The organism is Streptomyces sp. NPDC096310, from assembly GCF_044763125.1.
Lineage (GTDB): Bacteria > Actinomycetota > Actinomycetes > Streptomycetales > Streptomycetaceae > Streptomyces.
In genome coordinates this window covers 21,436-35,710 of the sequence record NZ_JBIWFO010000001.1, presented here as the reverse complement: position 1 = coordinate 35,710, position 14,275 = coordinate 21,436, and the positions used below count along the sequence as shown (strand labels likewise).

Sequence of the window (14,275 nt, the reverse complement as noted above, 5' to 3'; positions counted from 1 at the left end):
CGTCAGTTCTGCTGACCGTACGCACGGTCCAGTCCGACCGGCGCCGGGGGCGGCAGGGGGGCGGCGCCCTCGGCCCGGAACGACTGGAGCAGATAGCCCATGAGCCGGCGGGAGGCGACCGGCGCGGCGTCACCGGTCCCCGCGGCGACGCCGCTGTTGGCCAGGAGGACGAGGGTGAGGTCCGCCAGAACGAAGTCGGCGCGCAGCCGTCCCGCCTCCTGCGCCCGCCGGATCAGTCCGGCGAACACCCCCTCGGCGCGCTCGCGCTCCCGCTCGAAGGCGAGCGCGCCGGGGAACGCGGTGAGGAACGCGGAGGTGAACCCCCGGTCGACGGCGTGCAGGGCGCACACCTTCTCGATGACCGCGCAGAACCCGCGCCACGGGTCGGGGTCGGTGGCGGCGTCGTCCACGACCGCGACGCACTCCGCGAGCTGGTCCGTGAAGGCCTCCGTGACCAGCGACTCCTTGGTGGGGAAACGCCGGTAGAGCGTGGCCGCGCCGACGCCGGAGCGCCGGGCGATCTCGGACATCGGCACGTCGAGCCCGAGTTCGGCGAAGGTCTCGCGGGCCGCCTCGACGATGCGCAGCCGGTTGTTGAGCGCGTCGGCGCGCAGGATCCGAGACGGTTTCGCGGGCATGTCTCTCACTTTAGCCCAAGTGGAAGAGGTCGTTCGGTTAGCGTGCTAGCGTGACAGTTAAGTGAAAGACCTCTTCCATTTACCTTCCCCCGGCTCCACTCGGACCGCTCCCCACTTCTTCCTCTCCTGATGGGCAAGGCATTGAGCGAGATGCGCGCAGCGCTGTACGACCGTTACGGCCCCCCGGACGTGCTCTACGAGGGCACGGTGCCCACGCCCGTCGCCGGCCCCGGCGAACTGCTGGTACGGGTGCACGGCACCAGTGTGAACAGCGGTGAACTCCCCATGCGGGCCGGGAAGTTGCGGGCCCTGGGCGGTCGGACCTTCCCCCGGCGCACCGGGGTCGACTTCAGCGGCGAGGTCGCCGCCCTGGGCCCCGGACTCACCGGCCCGGCGGTGGGCGCCCATGTCTGGGGCATGGTGCCCCGCGGCGATCTTCCGCGCGGCAAGGTGGGCAGCGCGGCCGAGTATGTGACCGTACGGCCCCGGCAGGTGGCCCTCGCCCCCGCCGGACTCGATCTGGTGGAGGCCGCCGCACTGCTCGCCGGTACGACGGCGATCACCGCCCTGCGCGACAAGGCCCGTATCCGGCCCGGTGAGCGGCTGCTCGTCCGGGGCGCGAGCGGCGGGGTCGGCCATGTCGCCGTCCAGCTCGGGCGGGCGTACGGCGCGCATGTCACCGCGCTCGCGAGCGGCAAGAACCTCGAACTCGTACGGGAACTCGGTGCCGACGAGGCGTACGACTACCGCGAGACCGGGCCGGGCGACCTGCGGGACCTCGGCGCGTTCGACGTCGTGTTCGACAGCGTGGGCAGCGAGGCGGGTGCCTACCGGCGGCTGCTCGCGCCCGGCGGGCGCATGATGGGGATCGCCTTCGACACCAGCCGGTTCGGCGCCTCGGTCGCGTACACGCTCGCGTCCGCCGTGTACGGCTCCCGGCGGGTCCGGTTCTTCAGCGGCAACCCCCTGCACCAGGACTTCGCCGACCTGACCGGATATGTGGAGAGCGGGGCGCTGCGGCCGGTGGTGGACACCGTCCATCCGCTGGCGGAGATCGCGGCGGCCCACCGTGCGCTGGAGGCCGGAGGGGTACGGGGCAAACACGTCGTCCGCGTGATCTGACACCCCTGTACTCCCCGCTCCCCCGGTGCGGAGTCCCGCTGTGCCGGTTACTCCCGTGCGTCCAACCAGACCGCCGTGTCCGGCGCGAGCAGCGGCGCGCCCGTCGCCTCGTCGCGCTCCGGTGCCTCGCTGCCCAGCAGCCGGACCGCCCCCGTGGGCAGCGGCAGCGGAACGCCGGAGAAGTTGACGCGGCACTCCAGCCCCGCGCCCTTACGGAAGGCCAGTTCGCCCTCGGCCGACGGCAGCCACGCGAAGCGCTCGTCGCCGCGGAAGCCCCGGCGCAGGCTCAGCGCCGTACGGTACAGCTCCAGGAACGAGCCGGGGCGGCCCGTCTGCGCCTCGACGGAGTACGCGCCCCAGCCGGCCGGCTGGGGCAGCCAGCTCCCGCCGGGCCCGAAGCCGTGGCTGCTGCCGGACACCGTCCACGGCAGCGGCACCCGGCAGCCGTCCCGGCCCTTGACCGTACGGCCGGTGCGCTCCCACATCGGATCGCGCAGCGCGTCGGCGGGCAGGTCGGCGACCTCGGGGAGGCCCAGCTCCTCGCCCTGGTAGAGGTAGGTCGTACCGGGCAGGGCGAGGGTCAGCAGTGCGGCGGCGCGGGCCCGCCGCCGGCCGCGCGCCTCGTCGGGGGCGGGCGTGGGGCCCTCGCTCATCAGCCAGGCGCGCGGGTCGGTCCCCTCGGGCAGGGCGTAGCGGGTGAGGTGGCGGACCACGTCGTGGTTGGAGAGCACCCAGGTCGGCAGGGAGCCGACGGGCGCGGCGCCGGTGAGGGACAGGTCGATGGTCTCCCGGAAGGCGTCGGCCCCCCAAGGGCAGCGCAGATGGAAGAAGTTGAACGCCTGGTGGAGTTCGTCGGGCCGGGTGTACAGCGGCAGCCGCGCCGCGCTGACCCCCGCCTCCGCGACCATGATCCGGGCCGGGGCGTACGAGTCGGTGATCTTGCGCCAGGCGCGGTAGATGTCATGGACCTCGTCGCGGTCCCAGAAGGGGTGGTCCTCGCCGCTGGGCGGCGCGTTCAGGGGCGCGGTGTCGCCGCCGCGGGTGTCGCGCAGCGGCGGGGTGAGGTCCTTGCGCAGGCCGTGCGCCACGTCGATCCGGAAACCGTCGACGCCGAGGTCCAGCCAGAAGCGCAGGGTGCGCTCGAAGTCGGCGATGACGTCGGAGTTCTCCCAGTTCAGATCGGGCTGCTCGGCGGCGAAGATATGCATGTACCACTGGCCGTCGGGGACGCGGGTCCAGGCCGCGCCGCCGAACTTGGACTGCCAGTCGGCAGGCGGCTCCGCCCCGTCCTCGCCACTGCCGTCCCGGAAGACGAACCGGTCGCGGGCGGCGGATCCCGGCGGGGAGTCCAGGGCCTCCACGAACCAGGGGTGCCGGTCGGAGCAGTGGTTGGGCACGATGTCGACGATCGTACGGAGCTGGAGCGTCCGGGCCCGGGCCAGCAGCGCGCGGAAGTCGTCCAGAGTGCCGTGGCGCGGGTCGACGTCCCGGTAGTCGGCGACGTCGTAGCCGCCGTCGGCCAGCGGGGAGGGGTAGAACGGCGTGAGCCAGACGGCATCGGCGCCCAGTTCCGCGACATGGCCGAGGCGGTCGGTGATCCCCCGCAGGTCGCCCATGCCGTCGCCGTCCGCGTCGGCGAAGCTCGGGACGTAGACCTGGTAGACGACGGACTCCCGCCACCAGTCGCGCGGGCCGCCGTCACCCTCGCCCTGGCCGCTGCCGCCACTGCCGTCCGGGATCGCGTGCTGAGTCACTGGTACCTCTCGTGCCGGGGTGAAACCGGTCTGAAACTCTAGTAGTGCGGTGCGATCATCCCTTGAGCGCACCGGCCCGGTCCCCGGTTCAGGAGTTACGGCAGCTTCTCCTCCGCCGATTTCAGCGAGCGCAGCGCCATCAGGAGCACCCCGATGTCGTCGAGGTACACGGGGTCGGGCAGCAGATCGACGGGCAGGACCAGATAGCCGAGGGCCGCCCAGAACAGCCACTTCTTCGTCTGCGGCAGGCCCGCCTTCCGCAGCGCGCCACGGGCCCGGACCAGCCGGACGGCCAGGACGATCGCGGCGCCCAGGGTGAGGGCCACCAGAACGACGGCTACGGCGACCAGGATCTGGAGCTCGCTCATGGCGTCCTCCCCCTTCGGGCTCCGGATGGGTGTCCGGGGCGTACGGCTCGCCCCGCACTGTCCGGATACCCGTCCGGCGCCGGATCAACGGCACCGGTCACCCGTACGTGCCGGGGCGGACCGGGGAAGGACCTTCGCGAGCCGGCGCCGACCAGGACCACCACCGGCGGCGGGACGCGGTGCACCTGACACCTCCCCGCCCGCCCCGAGGGGCGGACGACGCCACTTCGGAATGACTCGTCTAGTTCTCCGCGAGCACCACGACCGTGTCGCGCTCGCGCAGGGTCAGCGGCGCGGTCTTCGACGGGTTGAGACGCACCCCGTACAGCGGCGGTTCGTCGCTGTGCTCCGCGAGCCGGTAGCCGATGGCCGTCCCCCCACGCTGCCGGGCCGCCTCGATCACGGTGGCGAAGTTCGCCTCGGCTCCCGGGAGGAGATAGCTCGGCGCCGGTTTGAGATAGATCTCCGAACCCTCGGGGTCGAAGAGGTCGGCGAACACCGCGTCCAGCCGGCGGTTCTCGCTGAGCTGGGTGAGCAGCAGGCTGATCACCTTGGTGCTGACGATGAAGTCGTCGGCCTTGGTGACCTGCGCGACCTCGCGGTTGGCGTCATCGTTCATCTCCGTGACGATCGAGTACGGATCGCCGAGCCGGATCTCGATGTCGCGCAGGTGGAGCAGGGTGACCAGGGTACGGTCGTCGGCCCGGCCGGGATCGATCGTGTCGTCCGTGAGCACCACGATATGGCGATAGCCGTCCAGCTCCAGGGACTCCAGCGACGGCCGGCTGACGGGGTCGCAGTGTTTGAAGCCGACGGTCAGGTTGTCCCGTCGCCCGGCCAGGTCCTCCCTCGGCTGCCGGGGGGCCGCGATGTCCACCACGGAGCCGGGCTGCACCAGACGGTCGAGCAGCGAAACGATCTCCGCCGCACGGGGGTTCCAGCCGATGATCAACGTCCGGTCGGGCGACGGCTCCGGAGCCTCGGCCGTGGTGATCGCCGACCGTACGATCGTGGGCGGGACAGCCGCCCGCTCGATGAGCAGATCGTCCTCGGCGATCAGCAACAGCCGGTCACCGCGCTCGATGACGGTGTCCATCGGCGGGTTGACCCGTATCTCCCCGTCCTCCCGCTGCAGACCGATGGGGATGCCGCGTTCGAAAGCCGTCAGCGATTCCCCGTAGGTGGCACCGGCCAGTGCCGGCTCGCTCCAGGGGTAGATCTCGTTGCCCATGAAGCTGAGCAGTTCGTTGAAGACGGTGGACAGCCCGGACTGCCGGTGGGCCTGCACGATCAGCCGTACGGCGATGTCGTCGACGTCGATCACCAGCGCCGCGTCGCCCGCGGCAAGCCGGGCCGCCGCCAGGTTGGTGGAGTTCTGCACCGCGGCCACCACATGGGGGCGCCGCCCCGGCCACCTACGGTTGTTGAGCAGCAACAGCACCTTGATGACGTCGATATCGCTGTCGTCGGTGAGCGGCGGCAGCACCATGATCGCCTTGGCGGTGTCCGGACTGACCAGTTCCAGGTCCTCGCGTTGCAGGGGACTGCCGGAGCGGCAGATCACCCGGGTCTTCCCGGTGTCCGGGATGCGGCGCCGGATCTCGTCGTCCATGTCGACCTTGTCGCGGTCGGCGAGGATCACCACACAGGAGCGCCGCTCGCTCTGATTGGCCTCCACCAGCTCGGCGATCACCGTGAAGATCTGGTCCGACCAGCCGAGCACGATGGTGTGCCCGCGCTCGATCAGTTGTGACTTGCCCTTGCGCAGTTCCTGGATACGGGTCTCCAGGCCGGTCGTGATCACACCGATCAGCGCGCTGACGATGAAGATCCCGCCGATGGTCACCGTGAGCATGAGGATCAGGAACAGCGGCTGCCCGGTGTCCCCGCCCATCGTGCCGGGATCGAGGGTGCGCAGCAGACTCATCCAGACGACGCCCGGCCAGCCGCCGTTCTCCTCCGTATCCTTGCGGGCCAGCACCACCACCGTGCTGGAGACCAGGGTGATCAGTGCCAACGAGGCCAGCCCCAGCCAGCCGATCAGCGCCGGGGTGCCGCGGTCCATCGTTCCGTCGAACCAGTACCGCAGCCGCTCCCGCAGCGTCTTGCGCATGCCGAAATCCTCCATAGCTCCATCCGCCGCCGTACCCAACAGGGGTGTCCGGACGGCGTGTTACCCATAGGAGGGTGTGGCCCGACCCCCTGACCACGCCAATCGTGGTGACAAAGTCGCGCAGAACGGTGTCACGATCTTCGCCGGAGGCGGCCGGTTCGACGGTCACCGCGTGCTCTCCCCCGGCACCGCCGAACTCGTCCGCGAGGGTCAGGGAAGCTGCCGGGACCTGGTGCTGGGCGCGGGCCTCGGCCATGACACGGAGGCCGGTCTCGGGCTCTGGCTCAGCGGCCCGCACGCGATGTACGGCCCCAACCCGAGGGCGTTCGGCCATGACGGCTTCGGCGGGTCCTTCGGGCTCGCCGACCCGGAGGCGTCCCTCGGTATGGGGTACGTCATGAACCGGATGGGCCCGCACATCGCGGACGATCCGCGCAAGGCGGGGCTGGTCGACGCCGTGTACAGCGCCCTGTAGCCCTGTTCCTTCCCGCCTCGCGACCCCCAGGCACTGCACAGGTCACCGGGGAACACAAGAGCGCCCCTCCGGCCGAATCCCGGCACGGTCCGGCTCGGTTCGGTGTCCACCTCCGTATCGGATCGAAAAGATTCGGCCATGATCATCACGAGAGCATTTCGCCGTACGCCGCCGCCAAACGGACGTTCTACGCGCAGAGATTCCCGCCGTTCGGCCGCAACTCCGAGGTGATGGAGAACCGTTGCGTCATCCTGTCGACACCCTCGGTGAACCATGTGTGTTCGTGACGGTCAACCGCATGGCCGAATGACGCCAGCGGAGGATCACCCCCGCTCAGCACGGGTGCTGACGGGCTGTCACCCTTCGTGGCGCCCCGCACCACGGGCTTTGCAGGAGCTCATTCGCGGGGGCCGGGCGGGGCGGCCGGGCCGGCCGCCCCGCCCGGCCCGTGAGGGCTCCGGCGACCGCGTTCCCGGGCGTCACGGCAGGTCCGTGGCGGCGGTCCAGAAGTCGGTCTTGCCCGATGGGCGGAGGGACCCAAGGATTCACATCGTGCGATTGACAGGTTCACGGCCAAAACCGAATGGCGGTGAACGGTCGTACGCAGCGGCCCGCTTACCCAACGGGCCGCAACGCTCCCCCACTCAATGGAGGATGTTGTGACCATCAAGCGCCTTTCCCCCCTCAGCGCGGTGTCCAGACGAGCCCGGCTCCTCGCCGTCGCCTCCGGTCTGGTGACCGCCGTCGCGCTTGCGGCCCCGAGTGCCGTCGCCGCCCCGGCGCCGGCCCCCGCTCCTTCCGCGGCGCAGCTCGCCGCCGCCAGCAGCGCCATCGGCGCCGCCGACATCGCCGGTACGTCCTGGTACACGGACAAGGCGTCCGGCAAGGTCGTCGTCACCGTCGACAGCCGGGTCTCCGACGCGGAGATCACCGAGATCAAGAACTCCGTGGCGGACACCGCCGCGGGCGTCACGATCAAGCACACCGAGGGCAAGTTCAGCAAGCTGATCGCGGGCGGCGAGGCCATCTACGCCGGCGGCGGCCGCTGCTCCCTCGGCTTCAACGTCCGCAGCGGCTCGACGTACTACGCGCTGACCGCCGGACACTGCACCAACATCGGCAGCACCTGGTACACCAACTCCTCCAGCACCACCACGCTGGGCACCCGCACCGGGACGAGCTTCCCGACCAACGACTACGGCCTCATCCGCCACGCCAACTCGGCGGCGGCCGACGGCCGGGTCTACCTGTACAACGGCTCGTACCAGGACATCACCAGCGCGGCCAACCCCACGGTCGGCCAGAGCGTGCGGCGCAGCGGCTCCACCACCGGGGTCCACTCCGGTACGGTCACCGCGCTCAACGCGACCGTCAACTACGGCGGTGGCGACATCGTCTACGGCATGATCCAGACCAACGTCTGCGCCGAGCCCGGCGACAGCGGCGGCTCGCTCTTCGCCGGCAGCACGGCGCTGGGCCTGACCTCGGGCGGCAGCGGCAACTGCTCCTCCGGCGGCACCACGTTCTTCCAGCCGGTCGTGGAGGCCCTGAACGCCTACGGCGTCAGCGTCTTCTAGCCCGCCCCTCCGTACCGGCGAGGGCACCCGGCGGGGTACGGCCCGGCCCTCGCCGTACGGACGCACCACCGCACCACCGTATGACCGTACGGGATCCCCCACACCCGTACTCGCTCCGCGCACGACCGGCGGGCCGCGCAGAGAATGCGCGGCCCGCCGTGTCCGTTCCCCGGGCGGGGAGGGAGCGCGTCCGTCGCGGCATCGCGTCCGATTCGTTCAAGACCGGCCGGGAGCCGTGCTCCTACGGTGGACGCATGACGAGAACACCCGCTCCACGCGGCGTTACGCCGTCGTCCTGGACCCGGACGGCTGCGGGGTCTCACTGTTCGCGGACGCCGCGTAGGCGCGCTCGTAGGCGCCGAGGGTGAGCCCGGCCAGCGCGCGCACCTCCCTGGCGAGATGCGCCTGGTCGGCGCAGCCCGCGGCGAGCGCGGCGTCGGCGTACGGCACACCGCGCCGTACCAGCTCCAGCGCGCGCTGGAGCCGCAGCACCCGGGCGAGCGTCTTGGCGCCGTAGCCGAAGGCGTCCAGGGAGCGGCGGTGGAGCTGCCGGGCGCCGAGGCCGACGGCGTCGGCGGTCGCGGCGACCGGGCGCCCCGCGTTCAGCCCGGCGACGACCGCCCGCAGCAGCGGGTCGGGCGGACCGGCCCCGGCGGCGCACCGGAGCGCCACCGTCTCCAGTGCGGTGGCCGGGTCGGTGGCGGCGGCGAGACGCGCGGCGAGCCCGGTGACGGCGCGCGCCTTCGCCGGTGACCAGAGGTCGGCCAGCCCGACCCGCCGGTTCCGTAGTTCGCGCGCCGGCACGCCGAGCAGCGCGGGCGCGGTCCCGGGCGCGAAGCGCACTCCGGCGCAGTGCGATTCCGCCGTGCCCTCGGGGATGTACGCCCGGGTGTCGGGGCCCGCGACCAGCAGTCTGCCGCCGATCCACAGCAGATCCATGCAGCCGTCGGGGAGTACGGGGTAGGGGGCGGCCCCGGGGTCGCGCGCGCCGCTCGTCGAATCCGCCGCCGTCACCGTCCGGGTCCAGACGATCGCACCGTCGAGCCGCGATGCCCGTTCCTCATACATACGATTCAGGCTAAAGCCTCGCCCCGCCGACGGCCATTGATCCAGAATGGTCGGTCTGCGGGTGTCCGGACGGGGATACCGCGGGTTCGTTTCCGGGGGCGACCGATGACAGCACTGATGGAGTTCACCACCGACAGCGGGGCGACGGTCACGGTCGAGGTGGCGCAGGACGCCCCCGGCGCCCGGCCGGTGTCGCGCGCCGACTCCCTGACCCAAGTGGGCCGCAGCTTCGACGCGGCGCTCCAGGGCATCCGTGCGGCGGCCGAGTCGGCGCTCACGGTGTTCCGGGACGGCTCGCTCAAGCCGGACGGGGTGGAGCTGGAGTTCGGTGTGAAGATGATGGCCGAGGCGGGCGCGGTGATCGCCAGGACGGCCGCCGAGGGCCATCTGACGGTGAAGCTGTCCTGGAATCCGGGCGCGGCCCCGGCAGCGGCGGCGGATCCGGGAACGGCGGCAGCCGGGACTCCGGGTACGGCGGCGGCAGCCGGGAATTCGGCGGCGTCAGGGGCCCCCGGAGCGGCGGGCCGGTGACGCGCTCGCCCGCCTGGCACGCGCGGATCGACATCGCGGGGGCGGTCGAGGGCTCGGGCTTCCTCGTCTCCGACCGTACGGTGCTGACCTGCGCCCATGTGATGCGCCACCACGACCGGGCCGAGGCGGTCTTCCCCGGCGCCCCCGGGCTCGCGCCGCTTCCCGCCCGTATCGTGGCCCGGGGCGCATGGGCCGGCGGCGACCGCGACCCCGGGGATCTGGCCGTGCTGGAGCTGGAACGCCCGGTGCCCATCGCGCCCGCGGTCTTCGCGGCGGTCGACGCGCCGCACGCCTCACCGACGCCGACGCTGGTGGCGTACGGCTTCCCCCACGGATACGACGAGGAGGGCGTCCCGGGCGAACTGCTCGTCGCCTCACGTCAGTTGATCGGTGACGAGTGGGCGCATCTCGAATTCCCCCGGGGGTACGACGATGGCCATGTGGCAGCCGCTGGCCCGTGATCTGTTCATGGCCTTCGGACAGACGGGCGCGTTCCGCACGGTGGAGCTGGTCCGGCTCGGCGCCGACGGCACCGTACCGCCGCGGCAGTGGACGGCCGGGCGCACGCTGGCCCTGGTCATCAGCGACGCGATGGGACCCCAGTGGCGGGAGGGACCGGCGGGGCAGCGCTGGTACGACACCCTGCGCGGCTGGGCGCGGCGGCTGCCGGTGGCGGTGCTCCAGCCGCTGCCGGAACGGATGTGGCAGCAGACCGCGCTCGCCCCGGTGCCGGGCCTGTTCACGGCGCCGGGCCCCGGCGCGCCCAACACCGCGCTGCGCTTCGCGCCGTACGACGGTCCGGCGTCGCGCGGCATCCCCGTACCGGTGCTGGAGCCGACGGCGGGGTGGCTCACGCAGTGGGCGGGGCTGGTGGCCTCGCCGGGCGGCGCGTCGTTCCCCGGCGCCGCCGCGCTGCTCCCGGCGGGGAGGTCACACGCCGTCCCGGAAACCTGGGAGAGCGGGGCCGCGGACGCGCTGGTCCCCGAGGCGGTCCCGGCCGACGAACTGGTGCTGCGCTTCCGCGCGGCCGCCTCCCCGCAGGCGGTCCGGCTGGCCGGTCACCTCGCGGTGGGCCCGGCGCATCTGCCGGTGATGCGGCTGGTCCAGGCGGCCGTCGAGGAACACCCGCGACCGCAGCACCTCGCGGAGGTGGTCCTGAGCGGCATGCTCCGCTCCGTACCGGGCCCGCCCGGCTCGTACGACTTCCGCCCCGGCGTGCGCGAGGTCCTGCTCCACTCGCTGCCCCGGACGAGCCTGGCCCGTACGGTGGGCCTGCTCGACCGCGTGGGCGCGGAGATCGAGTCCCGCGCGGGCTCGGCACGCGGCGTTTTCCGGGCACTGCTGGGCGGCGGGGCGGGCGGCGAGCCGTTCGCACTGGTGAGCCCGGAGAGCGTACGGCTGCTGCGAGGGCCCGAGCCGGACGAGGTGCCGGTGGCACCGCCGCCGGACCCGGCGAACGAGGTGGTGGCCGGGCGGTACGAGCTGCTGGAGGTCATCGGGCGCGGCGAGCGCAGTGTGGTGTGGCGGGCGCGGGACCGGCGGGACACCCCCCGGATGGTGGCACTGAAATGGGTGGACCGGACGGGGCCGGAGAACGAAGAGGTGCAGACACAGCGCTTGCGCGAGTTGCGGTTCCTCACCGGAGTACGACACCCCGGTATCACGGCCATCAGCGACTCCGGCAAGGACGACGACGGCACCTATCTGGTGATGGAGTTACTGGCGGGCCGCAGCCTCCGCCAAAGGCTTGAGGAGCCCGGAGGCCGCCCACTGCCCGTGGCCGACATCGCGGATATCGCACGGCAACTGATCGATGCGCTGGCCTACGCACATCGACGGGGTCTGGTCCACCGGTGTCTGACCCCGGAGAAGGTCATCCAACTGCCGGACGGCACGGTCAAGGTCCTCGGCTTCGATCCAAGGCCGGCGTCACGGACGACCGCCACAGGCGCCACCACAGGCACCCCGCAGTACATGTCACCCGAGCAGATCAGCGGTGGAGTCGTCGACGGGCGCAGCGACCTGTACGCGCTCGGCTGCATCCTGTACGAACTCGCCACCGGGCAGCCGCCGTTCGCCGGGGACAGCCCCGTGAGCACTTTCTTCGGGCACCGTGAGCAGCAGCCACAACCGCCCGGCGAGCTGCGGCCCGGCCTGCCCGCAGCGCTGGAGAACGCGATCCTGGATCTGCTGGCCAAGGACCCGGAGGAGCGGCGGCGCGGCGCGGAGGCGCTGGCGTCGGAGGTCCTCCCGGTTCCGGAAGCCCTTCCGGAGTCCACGTGGCAGTACGGAGTGCTGGGCCCGCTGCGGCCGCTCAAGGACGGGTGGGGCCATACACCCGGAACGGCCGCCGGACGGGTTGTGCTCAGCATGCTCCTGCTGTCCGAGGGCGATCAGGTCTCCTTCCGTGAACTGCAACTCGCCCTGGGCAGCACTCCCAACCGACAGACCAACCGCATGATCTCCGCGGCCATCGGTGAACTGCTCGCGAGCGGGCACGACATCGAGGAATCCGAAGGCCGCTTCCGTCTGCGGCTCGACACGGAGCTGGATCTGACGGTCGCCAAGCGGCTCGCCCGACAGGCGGCACAAACCCAGGACCGCCGACACCGTGCCGCGCTCTACGAGGAGGCGCTGAGTCTCTGGTACGGCGAACCTCTGGGCGGTGTCGAAGGCACGTGGGCCGAGCAGCAGCGCGACAAAATCCACGCGTGGAGGGTTGCGCTGAAGGCCCACCGCCAGGTTGCGGCCCCTCCTCCTCCTGCCTCCGGCGGTGCCGTCCACCTCACCATCGGTGGAGCCGAGCTGAACAGCGTTCCCCCGGACAGCCGATCCGCCGCGCAGGCCGTCTTCCTCTCGCTGCTCCGGCAAGCCTGCCGGGAGGCCTTCGGCTCGTCCGGCACCTTCGTCGATCCCGACGTGCGGCTGAGCCTTCCCACGATGGCGCTCCGAGTGGCGGCCGACCCCGCGTACACCGTGCCGGAGGTGCTGAACCGGCTGATGGGCCCGTTCGCCGAGACCCTCACGGCCGGCATGTCCTCGCTCTTCTTCCCCTTGACCGTCCCGATGACCGTGCTGATCGACGAGGGAGAGCCGGAAGAGGTGGCCAGAGCACTGGAGCGGGGCTTCCCGGCACCGGTGTCGGTGGGGGACTCGAAGCCCGGAAAGATCTCGATGATGGTCGGCCTTCCGGACGAGGTGTACCAGCGGAGCGGCGCTCCCGAGGGATTCGTACGCCGGGACATGAAGAGGGCGAACAGCGTCACACGGCCCGTCTGGTACCTGACCGTCGGGTATCCGCCGGAGAAGCCGCGCCAAGGGCCGTCCCGGCTGCGCCGGCTGTTCGGCGGCGGCCGTGTCGCGGACGCGGAACCGGACGCGGCGGCACCGCCGCCGGAGGAGCCCCGCTAACCGCCCGTACCGTTCTCCTTCCCGCCCCCGTTCACCTTCCCGTCCCCGCTCCCGCCGCCGCCCCCGCTCGCGCCCGGCCGCTTCGGGTGGCGCTGCCGCCCTCCGTGCAGCCGTGCCGTCATCCGTGACTTGACGTCGTCCGGCGGCAGGAACTTGGACCAGCGCTCCGGGAACTCCGACGGCATGTCCGGGTCGGTCACGTCGTCGTCCTGCGGGCCCTCCGCGGACGCCGCGGCGCGGGCCATCAGCTCCGCCGCCTGCGCCGCGCGCAGCCGCTCGTTGGCCGCGCGGGCCGCCGCCGTGGAGACCGAGGGCCAGACCCGGTCGATCGCCGCGTTCACCGCCGCCCCCACCAGCACCGCGAACGCGGAGACGCCGATCCAGAGCAGTACGGCGATGGGCGCGGCCAGTGAGCCGTAGATCGTGGGGCCCTCGACCGCGTTCGTCAGGTAGATCCGGAGCAGGAAACTGCCCAGGACCCACATACCGAGGGCGACCAGTGCGCCCGGCATGTCCTCTATCCAGCGGGATCTGACCGGTACGGAGACGTGGTAGAGCGTGGTGAGGAAGGCGATGGAGAGGACGATCACCACGGGCCAGTACAGGACGCTGACGACCTCCGTGCCCCAGGGGATGAGTTCGACCACCCGGTCGGGGCCGACCACCGCGAGGGGCAGCACCACCGCGCCGATCACGATCGCCACGACGTACAGCAGGAAGGCGAGCAGCCGGGTGGCGACGATGCCGCGCCGCCCGTCGAGGCCGTACATGACCGTGATCGTGTCGACGAAGACGTTGACCGCCCGGGAGCCCGACCAGAGCGCGATGGCGAAGCCGAGGGAGATGATGTCGGGCCGGCCGCCCCGGGTGAGGTCCGCGAGCAGGGGCTTGGCGATCTCGTCCACGCCGCGCGCCGAGAGGACCGTGCCGGAGGCGCTGAGGATGTTCCGTTCCATGGAGGCGACGGTGGTCGAGTTGGTCCAGTCGTCCACGTAGCCGAGCAGGCCGATCAGTCCGAGGAGCAGCGGCGGCAGCGAGAGCAGCGTGAAGAACGCCGCCTCGGCCGCGAGTCCCAGGATCCGGTACTCGATGCACGAGTTGACGGTGTCTTTCAGCAGCAACCAGGCCATCTTCCGCTTGGATACGTTGCGGTAGAGGACTCGGGCCCGGTGGAGTCGGCCAGTCGGCCGCTCAGGTGTTTCTTTTGCTGCCTGCACC

12 protein-coding genes are annotated in these 14,275 nt (G+C 71.8%); 6 read left to right on the top strand and 6 right to left on the bottom strand.

Annotated elements, in window-relative coordinates:
* Window positions 1-2 precede the first annotated feature (2 nt).
* Window positions 3-638 carry a TetR/AcrR family transcriptional regulator gene (locus tag ACIQ7D_RS00155; protein WP_403931582.1) on the bottom strand — a complete coding sequence of 212 codons (636 nt, stop codon included), beginning with the start codon at window positions 636-638 and terminating at the stop codon, window positions 3-5.
* A gap of 141 nt (window positions 639-779) precedes the next feature.
* On the opposite strand from ACIQ7D_RS00155, the gene ACIQ7D_RS00150 reads away from it, so the two are divergent.
* Window positions 780-1,760, top strand: a complete 981-nt coding sequence (locus tag ACIQ7D_RS00150) for an NAD(P)-dependent alcohol dehydrogenase (protein WP_403933715.1) — start codon at window positions 780-782, stop codon at window positions 1,758-1,760.
* Between the two features lie 47 nt (window positions 1,761-1,807).
* Here the strand turns inward: ACIQ7D_RS00150 and ACIQ7D_RS00145 are convergent, their stop codons facing one another.
* The 3 genes from ACIQ7D_RS00145 to ACIQ7D_RS00135 form a co-directional block, all read right to left on the bottom strand.
* Window positions 1,808-3,499 carry an alpha-amylase family glycosyl hydrolase gene (locus ACIQ7D_RS00145; protein ID WP_403933714.1) on the bottom strand — a complete coding sequence of 564 codons (1,692 nt, stop codon included), beginning with the start codon at window positions 3,497-3,499 and terminating at the stop codon, window positions 1,808-1,810.
* A 110-nt stretch (window positions 3,500-3,609) separates the two neighbouring features.
* Window positions 3,610-3,882: a YkvA family protein gene (locus tag ACIQ7D_RS00140; protein ID WP_403931579.1), complete on the bottom strand. Its 273-nt coding sequence runs from the start codon at window positions 3,880-3,882 to the stop codon at window positions 3,610-3,612.
* A 241-nt stretch (window positions 3,883-4,123) separates the two neighbouring features.
* Window positions 4,124-5,995 carry a potassium transporter TrkA gene (locus ACIQ7D_RS00135; protein WP_403931576.1) on the bottom strand — a complete coding sequence of 624 codons (1,872 nt, stop codon included), beginning with the start codon at window positions 5,993-5,995 and terminating at the stop codon, window positions 4,124-4,126.
* Between the two features lie 76 nt (window positions 5,996-6,071).
* Between ACIQ7D_RS00135 and ACIQ7D_RS00130 the strand changes: the two genes are divergently transcribed.
* Together ACIQ7D_RS00130 and ACIQ7D_RS00125 are read left to right on the top strand one after the other, a co-directional pair.
* On the top strand, window positions 6,072-6,470 hold the full coding sequence (locus ACIQ7D_RS00130; protein ID WP_403931573.1) for a serine hydrolase: 399 nt from the start codon (window positions 6,072-6,074) through the stop codon (window positions 6,468-6,470).
* A gap of 659 nt (window positions 6,471-7,129) precedes the next feature.
* The gene (locus ACIQ7D_RS00125) at window positions 7,130-8,047 is read left to right on the top strand and encodes a S1 family peptidase (protein WP_403931570.1); all 918 of its coding nucleotides are present in this window, start codon (window positions 7,130-7,132) and stop codon (window positions 8,045-8,047) included.
* 282 nt (window positions 8,048-8,329) lie between these two features.
* On the opposite strand, the gene ACIQ7D_RS00120 is transcribed toward ACIQ7D_RS00125, so the two are convergent.
* Window positions 8,330-9,115 (bottom strand): helix-turn-helix domain-containing protein, encoded by a 786-nt coding sequence (locus ACIQ7D_RS00120; RefSeq protein ID WP_403931567.1) that lies wholly within the window; start codon window positions 9,113-9,115, stop codon window positions 8,330-8,332.
* Window positions 9,116-9,220: 105 nt separating this feature from the next.
* On the opposite strand from ACIQ7D_RS00120, the gene ACIQ7D_RS00115 reads away from it, so the two are divergent.
* Genes ACIQ7D_RS00115 through ACIQ7D_RS00105 form a run of 3 tightly spaced genes read left to right on the top strand, consistent with a single transcriptional unit; the run spans window position 9,221 to window position 13,057 of the window.
* A complete protein-coding gene (locus ACIQ7D_RS00115; RefSeq protein ID WP_403931565.1) occupies window positions 9,221-9,646 on the top strand; it encodes a CU044_2847 family protein in 426 nt (141 codons plus the stop codon).
* A complete protein-coding gene (locus ACIQ7D_RS00110) occupies window positions 9,643-10,107 on the top strand; it encodes a trypsin-like peptidase domain-containing protein (protein ID WP_403931563.1) in 465 nt (154 codons plus the stop codon). Before ACIQ7D_RS00115 ends, ACIQ7D_RS00110 begins: the two co-directional genes overlap by 4 nt.
* Window positions 10,085-13,057: an SAV_2336 N-terminal domain-related protein gene (locus tag ACIQ7D_RS00105; protein WP_403931561.1), complete on the top strand. Its 2,973-nt coding sequence runs from the start codon at window positions 10,085-10,087 to the stop codon at window positions 13,055-13,057. Before ACIQ7D_RS00110 ends, ACIQ7D_RS00105 begins: the two co-directional genes overlap by 23 nt.
* On the opposite strand, the gene ACIQ7D_RS00100 is transcribed toward ACIQ7D_RS00105, so the two are convergent.
* A complete protein-coding gene (locus tag ACIQ7D_RS00100; RefSeq protein WP_403931559.1) occupies window positions 13,054-14,274 on the bottom strand; it encodes a YihY/virulence factor BrkB family protein in 1,221 nt (406 codons plus the stop codon). The two genes, ACIQ7D_RS00105 and ACIQ7D_RS00100, sit on opposite strands and share 4 nt — an antisense overlap.
* Window position 14,275 lies beyond the last annotated feature (1 nt).